This is a genomic window from Marinomonas sp. MED121 (assembly GCF_000153025.1).
Taxonomy (GTDB): Bacteria; Pseudomonadota; Gammaproteobacteria; order Pseudomonadales; family Marinomonadaceae; genus Marinomonas.
Genome location: NZ_CH672430.1, coordinates 356335 through 376607 on the forward strand (window position 1 = coordinate 356335; position 20273 = coordinate 376607).

The window sequence follows — 20273 nt, forward strand, 5'->3', positions numbered from 1 at the left end:
TTTTGTTTATTACTAACTTTCACTCAATCAGACTGTTATTCAAGGCATCTTTCAACAAGCAGCCACTAACATCTCACCATCAACTAAAACGTCTATGGGTCAAAACAGGCATAGAAGCTTGGCACACTTTATTATGCTCAAGATCAATATCAACAACCAGCACCCCAGGCTCATGCTCAAGCTGCCCTAAGTTATCCCCCCAAGGGGAGTAACAAACAGTATGACCAAAGGTCTCCCGCGAGCTAGAATGCTGACCACACTGATTTACACCCATCACAAAAAACTGGTTCTCAATGGCTCGACACTTCAATAACGTATGCCAATGGGCCTCTCCGGTTCGATAGGTAAAAGCAGCAGGAACAATAACAAGCTCAGCACCCAAATCGGCAAGCTTACGATACATCTCTGGAAACCTAACATCATAACAAATAGAAAGGCCTAGCTTTACACCCTCAATGTCAACGACCACAGGCTCAAGCTCACCTGGCTCAATCACCTTAGACTCCATGTATTGACCATTTTTATCAGCCACAAGAACATCAAACAAATGAATTTTATCGTATCGCGCTTTAAGCTCGCCCGTTGCAGCAAACACTAGACAAGACTGTCGCACTCTCCCTTGGCCTACTTCACTTCCATCTTGCCTCAATAAACTAGGATGAGAGCCAACAACAAGATAAACATCATGAGCTTTTGCCAAGCATGAGAGCTTATCCATCAAGATAGCTTGATCTTCAGACTCAGCTAAAGCTCGCATCTTTGCTCCAGCAAACAATAAAGCATTTTCAGGCACAACAACTAATTTAGCCCCCTTAAGCGCTGCATTTTTTACTTGAGCAGCAATCTCGGCGAAATTGATTTGCCAATCATCCTTGCTTGTTAATTGTACTGCTGCGATTTTCATTTTTTTAATCTCTATCTTTAGGCTGCACTTTCGGTGTATGTATTACAGGTGTGATAATAGGCTCATTAAAAGGCCCTTTTATCAAATATTCAACACTGGTAACTTTTGATAGCTGGCTACCAAAAAGCTTATCTGTAATGTAAAGAATCCCCGCCACCTGGGGAACACCCAATAAAAGACCCGCTATAGGCAAGGCATTGCCCAATGGAAATGAGGCAATTACTTTTTCATCGAGTGTTTCTGTAATCAAATTCGCTTTACCCTTAATTTCAATTTCAACCGTGGGCGAAATAACACTAAGGGGCTTGTCGGTATTTAATATTCCATCGCGAATCGATAATAAACTTGATATTTTATCGTAAGTTAATCCGTCATCACTCACATCTGAGAAATCCAATGTTAAACGACGAGCTAACGCATGAATATTAAAAATACCTAACGCTTTCAAAAAGCTGGGTAGCTCATTAATTTTCTCGATCACGCCATTTTCTGAACTAAAATCAATTCGCCCTGTTAAAGAGTTCCGTTGAATATCAAAGGGGGTCCCTAACCAGCTCAAGTTAACATCTATACTATACTTTTTAGACGTTAACAAAGCATCGGATGAGAACTTTTTGGTCAATTCATCAATATTCTCCCCTTCCACATTGAGACTTAGCTCAACATTTGAATGCTCATCATCTTGCCAAAAAATACTGCCATAGAAATCACCATTTTCAAGCTCCGTGGAAAAAGGATCAATTCTAATCTTCTTACCTAAATTCGTAATAAGAAGATGCCAATCACCATAGGGTTGATGATTAACGATTAGCTCATCAATATTTAAAGTCATGCTCGGAACTTGCTGTGCTCTGATAACCTCCTCAGAAGGAGTCATACTATTCGCTTTTTCTGCAGTAGTTTTAACTGGGCTCAGCCAGCTGAGATATGAAAAGTTTACTACCGGGCCATGTAAATCTTTTGAAAGCTGCACACCTAACTCATCAGCCACCAAAGTCATATCATTTAGCGCTTTTGACCTATCGTATTCAAGCTTCGCATTATGTAACAGATTATCTTCATTTAACCTTACCTCATCTGCAATTAAACGAACAAAGGAAAGCCATTCAGGTATATCTAGTCTTAATGACTGAGAAGAGGAATCTTCAGAACTAAACAACTTTCGCCAAGCAGCAACTTCAATATGCGCTAATTGCCCTTCTATACTTAAACCCTTATTGATATCTGACTCAATCAGCTCAGCTTGATCAATTAAGGCATAACCACCATAGAATTCAGAGCCACGGAAGCCAAGTTTTGAACGATACTTTTGATCATATTTTATGCTTATATCAGTCTGTTCTGGCACCAAATCAATATTTAATGCTATGGGCCTAACGAGGTTTTTTGTTTTTGCAAAAGGGGGTGGCAATGACAAACTAGCACCAACTAAATCTGAACTTGCTGTAATTCCCATGACCCCAGATTGCTTTGGGTCGATATTAAAATCAGCACTATAATCAACTTTCCCCTGCACAGCATTGGTAAGCATATTCGGAATATTTTGCCACGCCATCACCTCTTTAAGATCAAGGTTACCCATTAATTTGCCACTTATACCAAGCGCGCCATCAGCCTGAAGGTCACCAACTAAATCAAGTGTCGTTTGCCCTGAAAAAGCACTGATACCAAAGTTTGAATCGTAAATTCCTTTAAGAGAATCATAATTAAAGCGCCCTTTAGCCACCTCACCTTTTAAATCTAAATCTTTGATATGAAGAAACGCATCTTTCACCACGAGAGCCAGGTTCAAATAAAGCTCATCCTTGCTTTCACTATCTAAAGGGAGAATTAATTTAAAACGACCTGTAGCAGGACCGCTTGCCTGCCAAGACTGGAAAGGTTTTAATACATTATTCGCTAAGTTAGTTTGTAAAAGCAGCCCCATTACATCATCAAGATCATCCGAAATCTCACCTGAGAGGTGAAGCTTATCTAAACTCCCCCGAGACAAAGGAAGACTTACTGACAAATTTTCGCCTTCAACATTTTCGACTCTTGCTTGATGTAGCCCTATTTTTATCCCTTGATTATCAATATTTACATTTGCATTCACCTGTTCTGCAACAGGCCAGTCAGGTGCAAATTTCACCTTAGCATCCACAACGTCTAAATTGACTTCAATCTTAGGGTCAGGCTTTTCAACTAACTTTGTCGACAAAGAAAAGTCCAAACTAGTTGCAAGCCCTGATAGCAAAGCACCATCTAGCCAATCATGAGCAGACTGCGGCAAAGCTCGCCCTGGAATATACCCAACACCATCCAATACTCCCAAGTTATCCGCATGAACATCCAAGGTTAAGGTATCATCACCTTCTTTAATTGACTCTAATTGAAAGGCCCCATTCAGATCGGCATGATTACGACTGACATATAGATTATTGGAACTAACTAAAAAGCTGTCTTGGGATGGCCCCCAATTCACCCTTCCTGCTAACCCATCAAGTAGCCACTCATCCTCATACAATAATGGGAAAGCTAAATTAGATTGATTAGAGGCAAATTCAAATGAACCATGATCATTTTGCAGACTAATCATTGCATCTAGTTGATCCACTTTTGGTATATTCCGGTAACCTTGGGATGACTCGATAAATAGATTACCTTGATACGAGATCGAAAGTGCTGATTCTCTATTTATTGTCAAAAGACCATTTTTTGCCTCACCTTTTACTTGCATACCATCAAGCATTTTAGTGATAAACCAAGCTGGATTAAGATAAGGCAAAGCAAGCTTAGTCCCCAGCCCTAAATCTAAATGATCAAATTTAACACTTAGCAACTGAGCCAAAGCGTCATTTTTTAACAGCAGATTTGCCTGAGGGTACTGCCTCTCATCCTTAGTAATTATTAAGTTGGAAAATTGAGCTGAGAGAACTTTAGTATTAAGCGCATAGCTTGAACGGATATCAGAGGTAAACGACAGCGAGTCGCCCGATTCAAACATAGGCGAGACCTTGATATCTCCAACAAGAGAAAAATCTTTTTCTGGAGAATAGGAGAGCCACAAATTAGTACCAAGAGCAAGCTTAGATAACTTATATTCCTTCAGCGCTTTCAACTGAGATGGCATAATAACCATTTCTGGTAAGCTTAATTGCGCTTCTAAGTTTAGATTATTAAGTTTTTTCAAATCACCTTTAATTTCAGCATTAAAACGAAACTCATCATCATAGTTTTGGTGACCCACATTCGCTGTGATGCCTATTCCTGATGAAGTGCGCTTTAGATACATCGAATCCGATGACAGTGAGACCTTACCAACACGCTCACTATCAATATCAAGTCGTGTATCAAGCAAGGAAATCTGTCTTTGATCTAAGAAATAATTAAGGATGCGAGTAAAACCATCAGCACTACCGCCACCCCCACTTTCAATTCCCGTTAAGGACCAGTTTCCGCCAACCTCAGATAAACCTATCTTGGTATTATAAAAACGAATATAGCTAAATTTAGGTTCAAATTGCCTAACAGATTCCCAGAAATTAAAACGAATCATAAGGCGCTCAAACGCCACAGGCTCAGAGTTTTCAGCAGCCTCTAAACTGAGACCTCTAATAGCAATACTGGGATCTAAGCCTTCAAGTTTCGCAGATATATTATCAATTTTGACGTTATAACCCGAAAGGTGACTCAGGTTTATCTCAATTTGTTGGCGATATTTGTCAACATGAGGCAGGAGCAGCTTAACCGAGACAATAAGAGACGCTAAAATCAGAACAAAGGAAACAGCAAGCCACCATATGATGTCTGTCAATTTCCTTACGTTAAGACTCAATTTTATAGACATACCTTAGATACCAATATTATCGAATGACTACATCATACTGATCTTGGGTATACATGGTTTCAATTTGAAAATGAATGCTCTTACCAATAAACGCTTCCAATTCAGCCACACTGGCACTTTCTTCCTCATGCATGCGATCAATGACAGCACGGGAGGCAAGCACGGCGTAAGTCGGAGAATCATAAGCACGATCTGCTCTGAGTATTTCCCTAAACACCTCATAACAAACTGTTTCTGGGGTCTTAACTAAACCGCTACCACGACAAGCACGACAAGGCTCACACAAGGTCTGACCTAAACTCTCGCGGGTTCTCTTTCGTGTCATCTCAACTAAACCCAGCTCAGACACCCCTGTGATTTTAGTCTTGGCATGATCAAGGTCCAGCACTTTTTCCAACATACGCAACACTTGGCGTTTATGCTCTTCATCTTCCATATCAATGAAGTCGATGATGATAATCCCACCCAGATTTCTTAACCTTAGCTGCCTACCAATTGCCGTAGCCGCTTCTAGGTTAGTTTTATAGATAGTCTCTTCTAGGTTACGACTACCAACAAATGCACCTGTATTGACATCAATCGTGGTCATAGATTCGGTTTGCTCAACCAACAAATAGCCACCAGACTTTAATTGAACCTTTCTATCTAAAGCCTTTTGAATTTCATCCTCAACACTGTAAATATCAAATATTGGTCTTTCGCCGGGGTAGTATTCCACCCTTTGCCCGACTTCCGGAATAAACTCTTCTGCAAAGGCCTTTAATTTGGCGTAATTCTCCCGAGAGTCGATACGAATCTTTTCTGTTTTAAGACTCACTAAGTCTCGCATGGTTCTTAGGTGTAAAGGTAGGTCCTCATAAATCACTGAAGGTGCCTTAGCAGAGGTAATGCGTTTTTTAACCGACTGCCACAAACGCGTTAAAAATTTAATGTCGGCCTGAATTTCATCTTCGCCAGCCCCTTCAGCAGCCGTTCGAAGAATATAACCACTCGTTTCATCCGCTTGAGTTAATGCTTGTGAAACTAATTGCTTAAGGCGCTCCCTTTCACCCTCATCCTCAATTCTTTGACTCACTCCCACGTGTGACTGATCGGGCATATAAACCAGATAACGGGACGGAATAGATAAATGAGTCGTTAAACGCGCACCTTTAGAGCTAATAGGGTCTTTGGTCACCTGCACAACCAAAGATTGCCCTTCTCTCAAATAATCCCCAATCTGATCACTTGGATTTACAGCATCCCTTTGAGCCACTTCTGAAACATGAATAAAAGCGGCTCTTTCTAACCCAATATCAACAAAAGCTGCCTGCATACCTGGCAAGACTCTGACAACTTTCCCTTGATAAATATTGCCAACAATACCTTTGCGGGTCGAACGCTCAATATAAACTTCTTGTAAAACGCCATTTTCGACAAGCGCAACCCTAATTTCCATGGGGGTTACGTTAATTAATACATCTTCACTCACCGGATATCTCCTGTAATGGCATTATTCCAACTTCCTGCAATAACTGAGCCGTCTCAAACATAGGCAAACCAACAACGGCAGAGTAAGAACCTGAAATTTGCTCAACAAAAATAGAGCCTAAACCTTGAATACCATAGCTTCCTGCTTTGTCTTGTGGCTCGCCACTTTGCCAATATTGCTTAATTTCCAAATCGGAAATACGACGAAAACTCACCTCAGTGACCACATTTTTAACGGCAATATGTTCATGACGAGTATCGTACAAACACACTGACGTCATCACTTGATGGGTTTTACCAGATAATAGTCGTAACATGGATAATGCCTGCTCAAAACTCTCAGGCTTACCCAAAATTATCCCATCAAGTACAACACTGGTATCAGACCCTATAATGATAGCTCTATTAGGTGCAGGCAGTGCAGATTGACAAGAAAGGAGGCTGGCGGCTTTGGCTTTCTCAAGCGCCATTCGCTTGACATAGTCTTCAGCCTTTTCATTTAATAAAGGCGTTTCATCAATATCCGCTGGTAAAATATCAAACTCCTTCACCAGCTGCCCTAATAAACTTTTTCTACGCGGCGATGCAGAAGCCAATAAAATCATTTTATTTCCTTAACGGATAGCATACATACGACGAATACTTCGCAATACAACAAAGGACCAAGGCCATAAAGCCCCAGTAATAATCGCTGGAACAAAGATCATAAGGGTAGGCTCGGCATCCCCCATATATCTATCAATACAAAAATCTACGAGCTGACTAATACTGACTAGAAGCCCAACAAAGACGCCCTGTTGCCACGAGTGGTACATGCGAAGCCTTTGATAGAATACAGCACAGGTATAAGCAATAATCACATAGGTTAAAGAGTGCTGCCCAAGTACACCACCTTGCAGTAGATCAACCATGACACCAAGCATCCAAGCAACCCCGACTCCAACGCGATATGGCAAAGCAATTACCCAATAAAGAATAACCAACAAAGCCCATTCAGGCCTAAACCAGACAAACGCATCAGGGAAAGGCAAAGCCTCAAGCATTAAGGCAAAAAGAAGAGTGACTAAAAATACCAAGCTGGCTTTCATTAACGCTGAGACTCCGGCACATCAATTAACATTACATGACGACTACGCTCTAACTGAGCTAATGGCACCACTTCCACATCGGCATAAGGCTTACCAGGAATATTAGCAACCGACTTTACAACCCCAACAGGATAATCACTTGGAAATCTGTCATCTAAACCCGAAGTAGTTAACACATCCCCTTTTTTAATATCAGCAGAATGAGGTACATTCATCAAAGCCAAACGCTTAAGATCACCGGTTCCACGCAAGATACTTCTAAGGCCGGTACGTGATAACTGAACGGGTACAAAGTGGCTGGCATCAGCAATGAGTAGAACACGGCTATTATAAGCACCCGCCTCAACAATTTGCCCCATCACACCCGTTGCATCAAGCACAGACTGACCAATATACGCACCAGAAGAAAAGCCTTTATCAATCATGATTTTATGACTATAAGCATTTTGGTCAAATCCAATCACTTCAGCCATAATAATTTTGGCTTCAACTTGCTGAGAGGCATCCAAAAGTTCTCGTAAGCGCACATTCTCGGCACGCAAGGAGTCCAGTTTTTGCAAACGACTTCGCAACACAAGGACATCTTGATTTAAGCGTTGATTTTCGGAGACCAGATATTCTCGGCTAGCCAGATGTTCCATTCCCCAAGAAATGGCCTGTTGAGGCGCATTAACAACAACTTGAATGGGAGTAACTAAGAAACTTAAATAAGGACGAAGTGGCGTAAAAAAGCCACTTCGAGCATCAAGAAAAATCATGATGGAAGATAAGACAACCAGTAAAAAAAAGCGTAAACCGGAAACCTTACCTTCAAAAAAGAGAGTACTAATAGCTCACCTCTAACCTTTTACTCATTATCAGCAGTAAAGAGCTCAGAAGCATGTTTATCTATCATCTCTAACGCCATACCACCACCACGAGCAACACAAGTGAGTGGGTCATCAGCAATAATGACAGGTAAACCTGTCTCTTCACTGATTAGACGGTCAATCTCACGCAACAATGCACCACCACCGGTTAACACCAAACCTGTCTCGCCGATATCGGCAGCAAGCTCTGGTGGGGATTGCTCAAGCACACCCTTAACAGCTTGAACAATTTGAGCCAAAGGCTCTTGCAAGGCATCAAGAATCTCGGTGCTGCTTAATGTGAAGCTACGTGGAATACCCTCTGCCAAGTTACGACCACGAACATCAATCTGCAATTCATCACCTGTGTGATACGCCATACCGATTTCTGTTTTAATCTTCTCAGCAGTCGCATCACCAATTAAGCTACCGTAAGCACGGCGCACATAAGTTGTGATGGCTTCATCAAAGCGGTCACCACCGACACGGATAGATTCAGATGTCACCACACCATTCAATGAGATAATTGCGATTTCAGTAGTACCACCACCGATATCTATTACCATAGAACCAGACGCCTCTGCTACAGGAAGCCCTGCACCGATAGCGGCCGCCATTGGCTCTTCGATAATGTACACTTCACGAGCACCTGCACCTAAAGCAGATTCTTTAATCGCTCGACGTTCAACTTGCGTTGATTTACATGGCACACAAACAAGCACACGAGGGCTTGGTTTCATCAAGCTATTTTCATGCACTTTTGAAATGAAGTATTGCAGCATTTTTTCAGTTACATGAAAGTCTGCAATAACGCCGTCTTTTAATGGGCGAATAGCGGTTATATTGCCAGGTGTTCTACCCAACATACGCTTCGCATCAGTACCAACGGACGCAACGGTTTTTTGATTGCCATTATGGCGAATTGCCACAACGGAGGGTTCGTCAAGCACGATTCCACGGTCGCGAACATAGATAAGGGTATTCGCCGTCCCTAGGTCAATCGACAAATCGCTTGAAAACATTCCCCTGATTTTCTTAAACATGAATTTCTACACCCTGATAGATACGATACGAACAGCGTAAAAATGTACCAATCAAACACCCATTCGGCAAGCCGAAAGCGCGCTTTTCTACAAAATAGAGGCTGCTATTTCATTGTTTATTAAAATTTTTTTAAAATATGAGCTTATTAATCAATTTTTAGGCCCTCACTCTATCACCCAACTAAGGTTCTCGATACAATAGCCGACATTTTTTACAACACACTATTTATGGGTGAAATATGTCTCTAGATAAACAAGACGTGCAAAAAATTGCTCATTTAGCACGCCTAGCACTTACTGAAGAAGATGCATCTGAGTACCAATCGTCTCTTTCCAGCGTTTTAGAGCTAGTTGAGCAAATGCAGTCAGTCGACACAGAGGGCGTAGAACCACTTTCCAATCCTTTGGAAATGACGCAAAGATTACGTGCAGATGAAGTGACAGAAGAAAACCGTCGTGACGCTTTTCTTGCTAATGCACCAAGTACAGAAGCGGGCCTTTTCTTAGTACCCAAAGTGATTGATTAATCGGATACCATCATGCTTGAACAAAACATCTCTAGCCTTGTACAAAAGCTTCGCAACAAAGAAATTACGAGCCTTGAATTAACCCAAAGTTATCTCGATAAAATCAGCGAACTTAACCCTAGCCTAAATAGCTATATTACAGTGTGTAGTGAATCCGCTCTTGCTGCTGCCAAAGAAGCAGACATTGCGATTGCAGCGGGCACAGCAGGACCACTTGCGGGCATCCCAATTGCACACAAAGATTTATTTTGCACTAATGGCATCAAAACCACTTGCGCATCAAAAATGCTCAGCAATTTTGTACCACCTTATGAGTCAACCGTCACAGCAAAACTTGAGCAAGCCGGCGCTATCATGCTGGGTAAAACCAACATGGATGAGTTCGCTATGGGCTCATCAAATGAAAACAGTCATTTTGGTTTAGTTAAAAACCCATGGAATACTGATCTAGTACCAGGGGGTTCTTCTGGGGGCTCTGCCGTCGCTGTGGCAGCGGGTATGGCTGTTGCAACAACTGGGACAGACACTGGGGGTTCAATTCGTCAGCCAGCCTCATTTTGTGGTATCACTGGCCTTAAACCCACCTATGGCAGAGTATCACGCTTTGGTATGATTGCTTATGCATCAAGCCTTGACCAAGCTGGCCCTATGGCCCGTAGCGCAGAAGATTGCGCCCACCTAATGAATGCTATCGCAGGCTTCGACCCTCAAGACTCGACTTCTGCTGAAGTAGAAACCCAAGATTACCTAACAAATCTAGATCAACCTCTTACAGGCTTAACCATCGGTCTTCCAAAAGAATATTTTGGTGAAGGTCTTGAGCAAGGTGTTGCAGATGCCATTCGACAAGCGGTATCTGAATTTGAAAAACTTGGCGCTAAGATTAAAGATATTTCATTGCCTAACCTAAAACTAAGCATCCCCGCTTATTATGTTATCGCCCCATCTGAAGCCTCGTCCAACCTATCAAGGTTTGATGGTGTTCGTTACGGTCACCGCTGCGATGAACCAAAAGATTTAATCGACATGTACACCCGCTCACGCGCCGAAGGCTTTAGTAAAGAAGTGCAAAAACGCATCATGGTAGGCACATATGCATTATCAGAAGGCTATTACGATGCCTACTACTTAAAAGCACAGCGTATTCGTCGCCTAATCAAACAAGATTTTGTTAACGCATTAAACGAAGTTGATGTGATCATGGGGCCAGTCGCACCCACCACCGCATTTGCCATTGGCAGCAAAACAGATGATCCGGTTGCCATGTACCTTGAAGATATCTACACCCTTTCTGTTAACTTAGCCGGCATACCAGCCATGTCTATTCCAGCAGGGTTTAGCAACAAGATGCCTGTTGGCCTACAAATTATGGGCGACTACTTCACAGAAGCAAAACTACTTAACATTGCACACCAGTTCCAACAACACACTGACTGGCACCTACAAACCCCGAACATGGATAAAGGAGCATAAGTATGAGCTGGGAAATTGTTATTGGCCTTGAGATTCACGCTCAATTATCAACTAAATCTAAACTCTTCTCTGGTGCAGCAGTGGGTTTTGGCGCAGAAGCTAACACACAAACCACACTCGTTGATCTAGGTATGCCAGGAGCATTGCCTGTATTTAACAAAGAAGCACTTAGAATGGCTGTAATGTTTGGTCATGCAGTCAATGCAGAAATCGGCATGACGTCCGTATTTGCCCGTAAAAATTACTTCTATCCAGATTTACCAAAAGGCTACCAAACGAGCCAAATGGATGATCCCATCGTCGGCATTGGCCACCTTGATGTGACGTTAGAAGATGGCACGACAAAACGTGTCGGCATTACTCGCGCACACCTTGAAGAAGATGCAGGCAAATCGCTACATGAAGATTTCCACGGCATGTCTGGCATAGACTTAAACCGTTCAAGCACGCCATTATTAGAAATCGTGTCTGAGCCTGATATTCGCTCAGCCAAAGAAGCCGTGGCTTACGTTAAAATGATCCACTCCATTGTAACCTATCTAGGCATTTGCGATGGCAACATGGCTGAAGGCTCAATGCGATGTGACGTTAATATCTCTTTACGACCCAAAGGCCAAGAAGAGTTTGGTACACGCACCGAAATTAAAAACGTCAACTCATTCCGCTTTATTGAAAAAGCCATCCATACAGAAGTTGAGCGCCAAGCAGACATACTGGAAGATGGTGGAAAAATCACGCAGGAAACTCGTCTGTATGATCCAGAAAAAGATGAAACTCGAAGCATGCGCTCTAAAGAAGATGCTAACGATTATCGCTACTTCCCTTGCCCAGACCTCTTGCCCGTCGTGCTGACGCAAGAATATGTTGATCAAATAAAAGAAACGCTCCCTGAGCTACCCACTCAAAAAGCCGCTCGATTTATTTCTGACTATAGCTTGAGCGAATATGACGCTGGCGTTCTTTCATCCAGCCGCCCTATGGCAGATTACTTTGAAACCGTGACTCAAACGGCGAATGATGCAAAACTTTCTGCTAACTGGGTCATGGGTGAACTTAGCAAGCTACTCAATCAAAACCAAATTGAGATTGCTAATAGCCCTGTTGATGCAAAAAATCTAGGTCAACTACTAGCCCGTATCAAAGACAACACCATTAATGGTAAAACAGCGAAAGACATTCTATTAGATATGTGGAATGGTGAAGGCAGCGCCGATGAAATCATCGACAAAAAAGGCCTTAAACAAGTCACAGATACCGCCGCAATTGAAACAATGATAAATGACATCATTGCAGCCAATTCCGCGCAAGTAGAACAATTTAGAGCGGCCGAGCCTGATAAGCAGAAAAAAATGATGGGATTCTTCATGGGTCAAATCATGAAAGCATCTCAAGGCAAAGCCAATCCAGGCATAGTCACACCAATACTGATGAAGCTACTTAAAGGCTAATCAGCATATTATGAGATTAATCAGGCTAAAAGTATTTAGCCTGATTAACTCTAAGCTAAAGTTAAGCGTTAAAAGTTAAAAGTTAAAAGTTAAAAGTTAAAACTAAAGCCACAAAAAAAGCCGCAACCTAAGTCACAGCTTTATCAATAAACCCAACACCCACTCTTAATTAAAAACTACAGAATCAGTTAATTAATCATGTTGTTCGAAAAAACCTGATTACGACCATTATTCTTAGCAAGATACAACCTAGTATCAGCAACCTTAACAGCCCCTTCTAAATTTTCGCATACCTCACTGACCACACCACCGCTATAAGTAATCTTAATCTTTTCTGAGGTAAAACCCTGCTCCATCAAATTGGTATTGAGAACACTTAATCTGGCCGCAATTTCCTCTACGGTCGATTGATCATTTAAAATACAGAATTCCTCCCCCCCAAAGCGCGCCACTAAAGAGTCTGAAAAACAATGACGAAGCAACTCTGAGAAACCCTCCAATAATTTATCACCGACCAAATGACCATAATTGTCATTAATCTGTTTAAAATGATCGATATCCAACATTAACACATGGATTGGCCTTTGAGCTGCTAAGGCATTTTGATAATAACTCTCACCCTCTGACATGAGAAATCGACGGTTATATAAACCCGTTAACGCATCCAAATTAGCAAGATCACGAATGGTATTCAGCATTTCTTGAGCTTCCAAGTTATGAATAACTCGACAGTGAAATTCTTCGTGATAAAAAGGTTTCTTTAAAAAATCATTAGCACCAGATTTAATGAACTTAGCCGTGAGTGATGAGTCCCCTTCGGATGATAATCCTATGATTACCAAGTCTTGAAATCGAGGGTTTCTACGAAGCATTCTCACTAAATCATGGCCATTAATAATTGGCATGTAGTGATCCGTAATTAACATGCAAATAGATGAGTCAGCCTCTAGAATAGTGAGCGCCTCTTGACCATTTTTCGCTTCGATTACCTGAAATCGATATTGCTCTAATAAAGTGCGAATAAAGTTTCGACTTGTTGTCGAGTCTTCTGCCACCAAAATTTTAAGGGCGACATTTTTTCTAAGTCTCTCAACCACTTTCATTACATGCTGGTAAGAATAGCGACTGTCCTTAGTAACATAATCCACGACACCTTTATTCAAAAGAGAAAGACGAAGCTCATCATCATAGGTACCTGTCAGAACGACCGTAGGAATACTTCGAGCCAACATAGCATCAACAATTTCACCATGCTCTGCATCGGGTAAATGTAAATCTACAACTGCAACAAATAGATCATCACCATGAATTTCCACCTGCTTGAGGGCAGTCTCATAACTACTGGCTAAAACAGGTTCAAAATTGGCATTTTGAGCGACCAAATGCTTAAGCACCTTCAAGACAACGGCACTATCTTCAACCAACAGAACTTTTTCTTTCATACTTAATTCATTCATGATCAATGGACAAGCAAACAATACACGCGCAAGGCACGAAGCAACAGTTCAAGACACTAATCATTACATTAGTTAACATGATTACAGAGTAGAAGGCTTTGGCAAAAAAATGAAATTTTTACCCTTTAGAAAGGTATTTTTTCTCTGCCTTCACTGAATTTAGGTTACCATTAACTTTTTAAAATTTGAGCCATCAATGCAATGTAGAAACGCTTGCGGTGCTTGTTGTATTGCACCCTCAATTAGCTCTCCTATTCCGGGTATGCCTTTTGGCAAACCTGCAGGAGAAAAGTGCATTCACCTTCTTGCAGATATGCGCTGCAATATTTTTGGGCAAGCATCACGTCCCAAAGTGTGCTCAGACTTTAAAGCTGATCAAGAAATTTGCAAAGATAGCCGGGAATTGGCACTAATCACCATAACTGAACTTGAGACAATGACTGGCTAGAGTTAGCCAACTTCTAAGGAGATATCAATGAATTGGACTGCACTTAAAGGACTAGCATGCATTATTGCCATAATGACTTTGGCAGCTTGCTCAGCACCAAGCAAAAAAAGCAGCCCTAGCAGTACGTTTGTGATCACGCCTCCAAGCGTTGAGCAAATTGAAACCAGCGTCAGCAGCCAAGTGGCTCTGATGGTAAACGCGTTTTCTCCTGTCGCAGGCCAAGCCCTGCCAAATGAAGCCGTTCAAGCCGCCTACCAATACAGAGAATTCAAACCTTTTTGGATTGAAAACAACCTACTCAATCCCTCTCTTTATAAACTGGTCGATATTCTGGAACAAGCAAGTAGTCACGGCTTAAATCCTATTTACTATCACACCAGCACCATTAAAGAATACCTTGCCCTAGAAACCCCTAGTGCACAGCAACTTGCTGAGTTAGATGTTATTTCCACCATCGCCCTATCAAGTTACGCCCACGACCTAAGCATAGGCCGTTATGAGCCATTACTGATCGACCCTAACTGGCAACTGGATGCACCATCAAGTCAGTGGTCTGAATTACTTTACCTAAATACTGCAAGCGATATGGTAAATTATCTACCACAGCTTGCACCACGCCACCCAGACTATCAAATTTTACAAAAATGGCTGGTTTATTATCAGGATATCTCAGCAAAACAGAAGGATATTCGTGTTACCGCAGGTGTCCCCCTCTCGCTTGGAGATCAAGGCCCACGTATTGCCCAATTAAGAGCAAGACTGGTTCAGCTTGGCGATATTCGCTTTTCTACTCGCACCATCCAAGAAGACAAGTTTGATAAAAAATTAAAACAAGCACTCATCAATTTCCAGCGCCGCCACGACTTAACTGCCGACGGACACGCAGGCTCACAAACAATTGAAATGTTAAACATTCCAATTTCATTAAGAGCAAAACAAATTGCCTACAACCTTGAACGTTGGCGTTGGCTCCCCACTGAACTGGAAGCCGAAAGAATCTGGGTTGATTTAACCGATTACAAGGTTCACACCATATTAAATGACCAACACTCAACCATGAAGGTCGTGATTGGCAAAAAAGAGAGGAAAACACCTGTTTTCAAAGGGGAGATGACCTATATGGTGACCAACCCTACTTGGCGTGTCCCCCATAGAATTGCTCAGGAGAGCCTACTTCCTAAAGCCCACGCCAACCCTAACTATTTAATTGAACAGGGCTACAAGGTTTATTCTAGCTGGACCATCGGCGCCAAAGAATTAGACCCTAGCCTTATCGATTGGCGAAAAGTGACACCAGAGAACCTTAAATATCGCTTTGAGCAAACACCCGATGAAGGCAATGCATTAGGACTCTATAAGTTCATGTTCCCTAATCGAAATGAAATCTATCTGCATGACACTCCGGCCAAGCACTTATTCAAAGAATCAAATCGCGCATTCAGCTCAGGCTGCATTCGCCTCGAAAAACCTCAATTATTTGCGAATAATCTAGTCGCAGGCAGCAAACAAGTTGAAGCACTGCAAAATGCGATTCAATCAAAAGAAACCAAGGTTGTCAGCTTACCCAAACAACTCCCAGTCTACATTGTGTACTTTACTGTTGTACCCGATAGAAACGGCATGCCAGGCTTTAGAAAGGACATCTATGAAAGAGACATCCTAATGGAAGAAGCCATGGGTTATTTTCCATCTCCTGCAAACGCCGCACTCTAGCCTCAGCTACACAATAAAATTTTAAACGCACAAAAAAAGGCCAATCACATGATTGGCCTTTGATTACTCATCAGTACAAATTAAGCACTTAATCAGAGCAGGCTTTCAACAACAGCCTGATAAAACAACTAGTGGCAAATTACGCACACCGTTATTTCTTCTCTATCATGATAAAGATGCTTAGCCTGAATCTCATATTGACGCCCTGCTTTATCTAGTTCAGCCTTCAATAAAGTTAAACAAGTCGATACTTCTTGATAGCGTTTTTTCATTGGTAATTTAAGATTGAAAATACTGCGCCTTGTCCAACCTTGGCTCAACCATTTTGCCATTAATTCAGTCACCATTTGCGGCTTCTCAACCATATCGCAAACCAACCAATCAACCTGTCTTGGCGGCTGAAATTTAAAACCATCCGCCTTTTGGTGATCAACCAAGCCTGTTGCCATCAAAAGCTCACCCATAGGGCCATTATCAATCGCAGTCACTCGCATTCCGCGCTCAACCAATTGATAGGTCCAACCACCTGGTGCAGCACCTAAATCAACAGCAGTCATACCCTCACGCAACAGTACTGGCCACTTTTTAGCAGGTACAAATTCATGCATCGCCTCTTCAAGCTTCAAGGTAGACCGACTAGGTGCATTGGCAGGAAATCTAAGGCGCCTAATACCCAAAGGAAACTCACTGCGACACTTAATATTGGAAACACCTAAATAAGCAAGCTCACCACTGACTAAAAATAAATGATGCCTAATACCTGCCGCTTTAGTCCTGAGCAGGCTTGCTTTTTTCCAACCAACTCTAAGGGGCTTCTCTAATTTCTTTATTAATCCTGCAAGCCCTTTACCTTCATTTGTGTCTGCTGTCTCTATCCATAAGTCTTGCGCCAAAGGAAGCTTTTTAGCCGCATCAAGCAAAGCCTCTACGCGCCCACCAGAGCCCATGCTAATCTCATCATTAACAGCGATAATTTGACGCGCAAAAATCAAGTCGGTGAATTCAATCGCGTCAATCAAAGACTCACTTGCATCCGCTTGCTCCATCACAAACACAACGAACCCTTGCTTTGGCTGCATACGAACATAACCATAAAAGCCATGCAGTGCCGCTAATTCAGTGATTTCACCCGCACAGTCTTTTTCAAAGCCTGGACGACAATACAATAAAACATTTTTCATTAAGCTTACCTCTGGCGGGCATTCTACAAGGATTTAAGAGAAGAGTCTCAAGCAATAAACATTTAATTGATTACTATGATTTATGAAGCAATCAAGCAAGATCATTTAGGCCAAGACAATGATTCAGGCTGCGTAAAATTATGCTCGATTAAGCAGGATTCAAGCCCGTCAAACTCAGCACCAGTATCAGGTAGAAAGCAATAAGATCGAGATTCACCTTGCCAGATAAAGCTAAGCCAAAAAGCATGTAAATAGCCTCGATCAGCCTCTGCACCACCGTATCGAACATCACCTAATATAGGTGATCCCAAACTCTTTAAAGCAACTCTTAGTTGATGAGTTTTACCGGTTTTAGGCTTGAGAAGAAATAAACGCAGACCGGGTTTTATCCCTGTTGAAAAGAATTGTGTATGGGCAAAATTTTCATTAGATTGATTTAATAGCCAGCTGCCTCGTCGCCCTTGCTGCATCCCCCCTTTAATACTGCCCTGCTTCTTTTTGGGCTTTTTTTGGCTTATGGCCAGGTAGAATTTGGCCATTTGATGCTGCTCAAACATTTTTCCAAATAATTGCGCCGCTCGCTTATTTATCGCCAAAATAATCAAACCTGACGTAATACGATCTAATCTATGTACAGGGTAAAAAACCTGCTCAGGAAAGGCTTGATGCATCCACTGCATAAAGCCTACCTCTTCACTTTCAGCATGAAAGCTCATGCCTGCAGGTTTATTAACAACCCAATAATCTGCTTCTCGATAAAGTACGCTAGGTAATATAGACATAATTTTTTATAAATAAGGTAGGTTAAACATGACTTAAAATAGCCTGTTTATTCAAAAGGAAAGACTGCCTTGATTAAAAGCTAGTATAAGCAGAGACTCGATTTCGTCCTTCTCGCTTAGCGCTATATAAAGCACTGTCTGCTTCGGCGAGAATCTCTTCATAACGATTGGTTTCAAGAGAGATTGCAGATAGCCCCACACTTAAAGTGACCGGCACTACGACACCCATTTCAGTCTCAATCAGCATATCACTCACTTCTTGACGCAAACGGTCCATCTCTTGCAGCCCATGCTCAATGTCTGTATCCGGCATAATAACCACAAACTCTTCACCACCATATCGACCTAATTTATCACCAGGCCTAATGGTTTCATCCATTTTCGCAGCAACACTTTTGAGCACAACATCACCGGCTTCATGTCCGTAGGTATCATTGATTTTCTTAAAGTGATCAAGATCAACAATGGCATAAACACAGGATTCCATATTAATTACGGCGTCCGCATAAATGTTAACCGCGTCTGCAAGCACTTTACGACGGTTAGCTATACCGGTTAATTCGTCTAATTCCGCTAACTTACGTAAATCAGAGTTGGCACGCCTTAAACGACCAACCACTAAGGCGGTGGCACCACTTATAGCCGCAAGCGTAATAATAAAGGTGAGATTTCGAACAATAATCTGCTGCTCAGGCGACATCAACACCTGACTGCTACCAGCATATTTATAACAGAGCATAAAAATAGCAACACTGACAGACAAGAAAGGTAAACGCCAATGTCGTATATCTCGGCTAAAAGCCGTATACACATAAACCCCAATAACGGCTAAAAACCAATGCAACTGGCTCTCAACCCCATAAAAAACAATGGTTTTAACAGAGGTATTACAAATCACAATAATGGGAAAAAGCAGGGCAGCATAATTCTGTCGCTGATTAATATTGAGATAAAGACCAAACAGAAGAAAGCCGAGTGACAGAATTTCAAAAACAGTCAGGAAAACATTAGCCAGCTGAAGGCTAGGAATAAAAAGAATACAAAAAGCAGCAAAGGTCAGTATGTAGGACAGGTTTACAACCTGAATATGGTAAGAACTACTGTCGGCATCGACACCCGCGCCGAGGCCCAAAAATTGATCAATACAAGCTCGGAAACGACTCAAAACTCACCCAACTCCACGCTACTGCTCTTTTTTTGTCAAAATATTAATAAATATGCCTATTGAACAATGCCATTTCATCCTAAGCATCTCTATTTACACTATGATTAAAAACCGAACGACCATCTTACAGAAGCGCCATTAAAAAGCCTACCCTATATACCAAAATGCGTTTAAAAAACGCCCCTTTATTGTGATTTGGCATGAGTATTTTGCCCATAATGCACTAAACCCTTCAATTTACTCATGATTTTAATTTTTAAAAATAGCACCCAAAAAGACAAAAGCCATTAGAGCGATTTTCTCCAATGGCTTTTATCAATGCTATCACCCGCTTTAAAAAGCAGCTTAATTCACAACAAAATCATCAATCTCTATTTTTCTGCCAACCTAAAGCCAGCGATTTTGTGTACCTCGTTTACCGCACGTTTGAACTCTTCATCTAGGCTATTATCAATACGTCCATCAAAGCCATCGAAAATCTGCACCTTGGTCGCCCCTTTAACCGCCATGATAAAAGGGAATTTAAATTTAGCTTTATAGCTATCATTAATATGCTGAAAACGTTGAAACTCCTCTTCTGTTAGCTCATCTAAGCCAACCCCAGCTTGTTCAGATGTAGAATCATCTGTTAATTCACCTGCCATCGCGGCCTTTCCTGCTAAATCAGGGTGAGCTCGCAACAAAGCTAACTTAAGATCATAACTTGCGGTATCCACTATATTGCGCATTTGGGCAGCGATAGCCTCAATAGTATCGAAACAACCCCTTTCAACACTGACCTCCATTTGCTCCCACAATAATTCAGCAACCCAGTCAGAATGCTCGTAAACACCTGCGAACTCTTGCATAAAGTCGTCTTTACTTAATTGGCTTGGCTTATTTATTAATAATGTCATT

At 41.8% G+C, this 20273-nt stretch carries 17 protein-coding genes; 5 read left to right on the plus strand and 12 right to left on the minus strand.

What is annotated here, in order from left to right; translation table 11 throughout:
• Positions 1–79: 79 nt before the first annotated feature.
• From MED121_RS09600 to MED121_RS09630, 7 genes are read right to left on the minus strand one after another with little or no spacing between them, the layout of a single operon-like run.
• The gene (locus MED121_RS09600) at positions 80–904 is read right to left on the minus strand and encodes a carbon-nitrogen hydrolase family protein (protein WP_009833480.1); all 825 of its coding nucleotides are present in this window, start codon (positions 902–904) and stop codon (positions 80–82) included.
• A 4-nt stretch (positions 905–908) separates the two neighbouring features.
• Positions 909–4700: an AsmA-like C-terminal region-containing protein gene (locus tag MED121_RS09605; RefSeq protein WP_009833481.1), complete on the minus strand. Its 3792-nt coding sequence runs from the start codon at positions 4698–4700 to the stop codon at positions 909–911.
• 49 nt (positions 4701–4749) lie between these two features.
• The gene (gene rng, locus MED121_RS09610; protein ID WP_009833482.1) at positions 4750–6204 is read right to left on the minus strand and encodes a ribonuclease G; all 1455 of its coding nucleotides are present in this window, start codon (positions 6202–6204) and stop codon (positions 4750–4752) included.
• Positions 6197–6808 (minus strand): Maf family protein, encoded by a 612-nt coding sequence (locus tag MED121_RS09615; protein ID WP_009833483.1) that lies wholly within the window; start codon positions 6806–6808, stop codon positions 6197–6199. Before MED121_RS09615 ends, rng begins: the two co-directional genes overlap by 8 nt.
• Positions 6809–6817: 9 nt before the next feature.
• Positions 6818–7291 (minus strand): rod shape-determining protein MreD, encoded by a 474-nt coding sequence (gene mreD, locus MED121_RS09620; RefSeq protein ID WP_009833484.1) that lies wholly within the window; start codon positions 7289–7291, stop codon positions 6818–6820.
• Entirely contained in the window at positions 7291–8121 is an 831-nt protein-coding gene (mreC, locus tag MED121_RS09625) for a rod shape-determining protein MreC (RefSeq protein WP_036179880.1), read from the minus strand. Before mreC ends, mreD begins: the two co-directional genes overlap by 1 nt.
• Positions 8122–8138: 17 nt before the next feature.
• Entirely contained in the window at positions 8139–9182 is a 1044-nt protein-coding gene (locus tag MED121_RS09630; RefSeq protein WP_009833486.1) for a rod shape-determining protein, read from the minus strand.
• A gap of 239 nt (positions 9183–9421) precedes the next feature.
• Here MED121_RS09630 and gatC point away from each other — a divergent pair, with 239 nt between their 5' ends.
• Genes gatC through gatB form a run of 3 tightly spaced genes read left to right on the plus strand, consistent with a single transcriptional unit; the run spans position 9422 to position 12630 of the window.
• Positions 9422–9709 (plus strand): Asp-tRNA(Asn)/Glu-tRNA(Gln) amidotransferase subunit GatC, encoded by a 288-nt coding sequence (gene gatC / locus MED121_RS09635; RefSeq protein WP_009833487.1) that lies wholly within the window; start codon positions 9422–9424, stop codon positions 9707–9709.
• 12 nt (positions 9710–9721) lie between these two features.
• Positions 9722–11182, plus strand: a complete 1461-nt coding sequence (gene gatA / locus MED121_RS09640; protein WP_009833488.1) for an Asp-tRNA(Asn)/Glu-tRNA(Gln) amidotransferase subunit GatA — start codon at positions 9722–9724, stop codon at positions 11180–11182.
• Positions 11183–11184: 2 nt separating this feature from the next.
• A complete protein-coding gene (gene gatB / locus MED121_RS09645) occupies positions 11185–12630 on the plus strand; it encodes an Asp-tRNA(Asn)/Glu-tRNA(Gln) amidotransferase subunit GatB (protein WP_009833489.1) in 1446 nt (481 codons plus the stop codon).
• A 188-nt stretch (positions 12631–12818) separates the two neighbouring features.
• Here gatB and MED121_RS09650 read toward each other — a convergent pair whose 3' ends face one another.
• The gene (locus MED121_RS09650; protein WP_036179883.1) at positions 12819–14072 is read right to left on the minus strand and encodes a diguanylate cyclase; all 1254 of its coding nucleotides are present in this window, start codon (positions 14070–14072) and stop codon (positions 12819–12821) included.
• Between the two features lie 211 nt (positions 14073–14283).
• Here MED121_RS09650 and MED121_RS24410 point away from each other — a divergent pair, with 211 nt between their 5' ends.
• Positions 14284–14535 (plus strand): YkgJ family cysteine cluster protein, encoded by a 252-nt coding sequence (locus MED121_RS24410; RefSeq protein WP_036179886.1) that lies wholly within the window; start codon positions 14284–14286, stop codon positions 14533–14535.
• Positions 14536–14562: 27 nt separating this feature from the next.
• On the plus strand, positions 14563–16248 hold the full coding sequence (locus tag MED121_RS09660; RefSeq protein WP_009833493.1) for a L,D-transpeptidase family protein: 1686 nt from the start codon (positions 14563–14565) through the stop codon (positions 16246–16248).
• 128 nt (positions 16249–16376) lie between these two features.
• Here the strand turns inward: MED121_RS09660 and rlmM are convergent, their stop codons facing one another.
• The 4 genes from rlmM to uraD form a co-directional block, all read right to left on the minus strand.
• Complete coding sequence (rlmM, locus tag MED121_RS09665) at positions 16377–17429, minus strand: 23S rRNA (cytidine(2498)-2'-O)-methyltransferase RlmM (protein ID WP_009833494.1); 1053 nt, start codon at positions 17427–17429, stop codon at positions 16377–16379.
• Between the two features lie 101 nt (positions 17430–17530).
• Positions 17531–18211 (minus strand): TIGR01621 family pseudouridine synthase, encoded by a 681-nt coding sequence (locus MED121_RS09670; RefSeq protein ID WP_009833495.1) that lies wholly within the window; start codon positions 18209–18211, stop codon positions 17531–17533.
• Positions 18212–18284: 73 nt separating this feature from the next.
• Positions 18285–19376, minus strand: a complete 1092-nt coding sequence (locus MED121_RS23680) for a GGDEF domain-containing protein (RefSeq protein WP_009833496.1) — start codon at positions 19374–19376, stop codon at positions 18285–18287.
• Positions 19377–19747: 371 nt separating this feature from the next.
• Complete coding sequence (gene uraD, locus MED121_RS09680; RefSeq protein WP_009833497.1) at positions 19748–20272, minus strand: 2-oxo-4-hydroxy-4-carboxy-5-ureidoimidazoline decarboxylase; 525 nt, start codon at positions 20270–20272, stop codon at positions 19748–19750.
• Between the last annotated feature and the right edge of the window lies 1 nt (position 20273).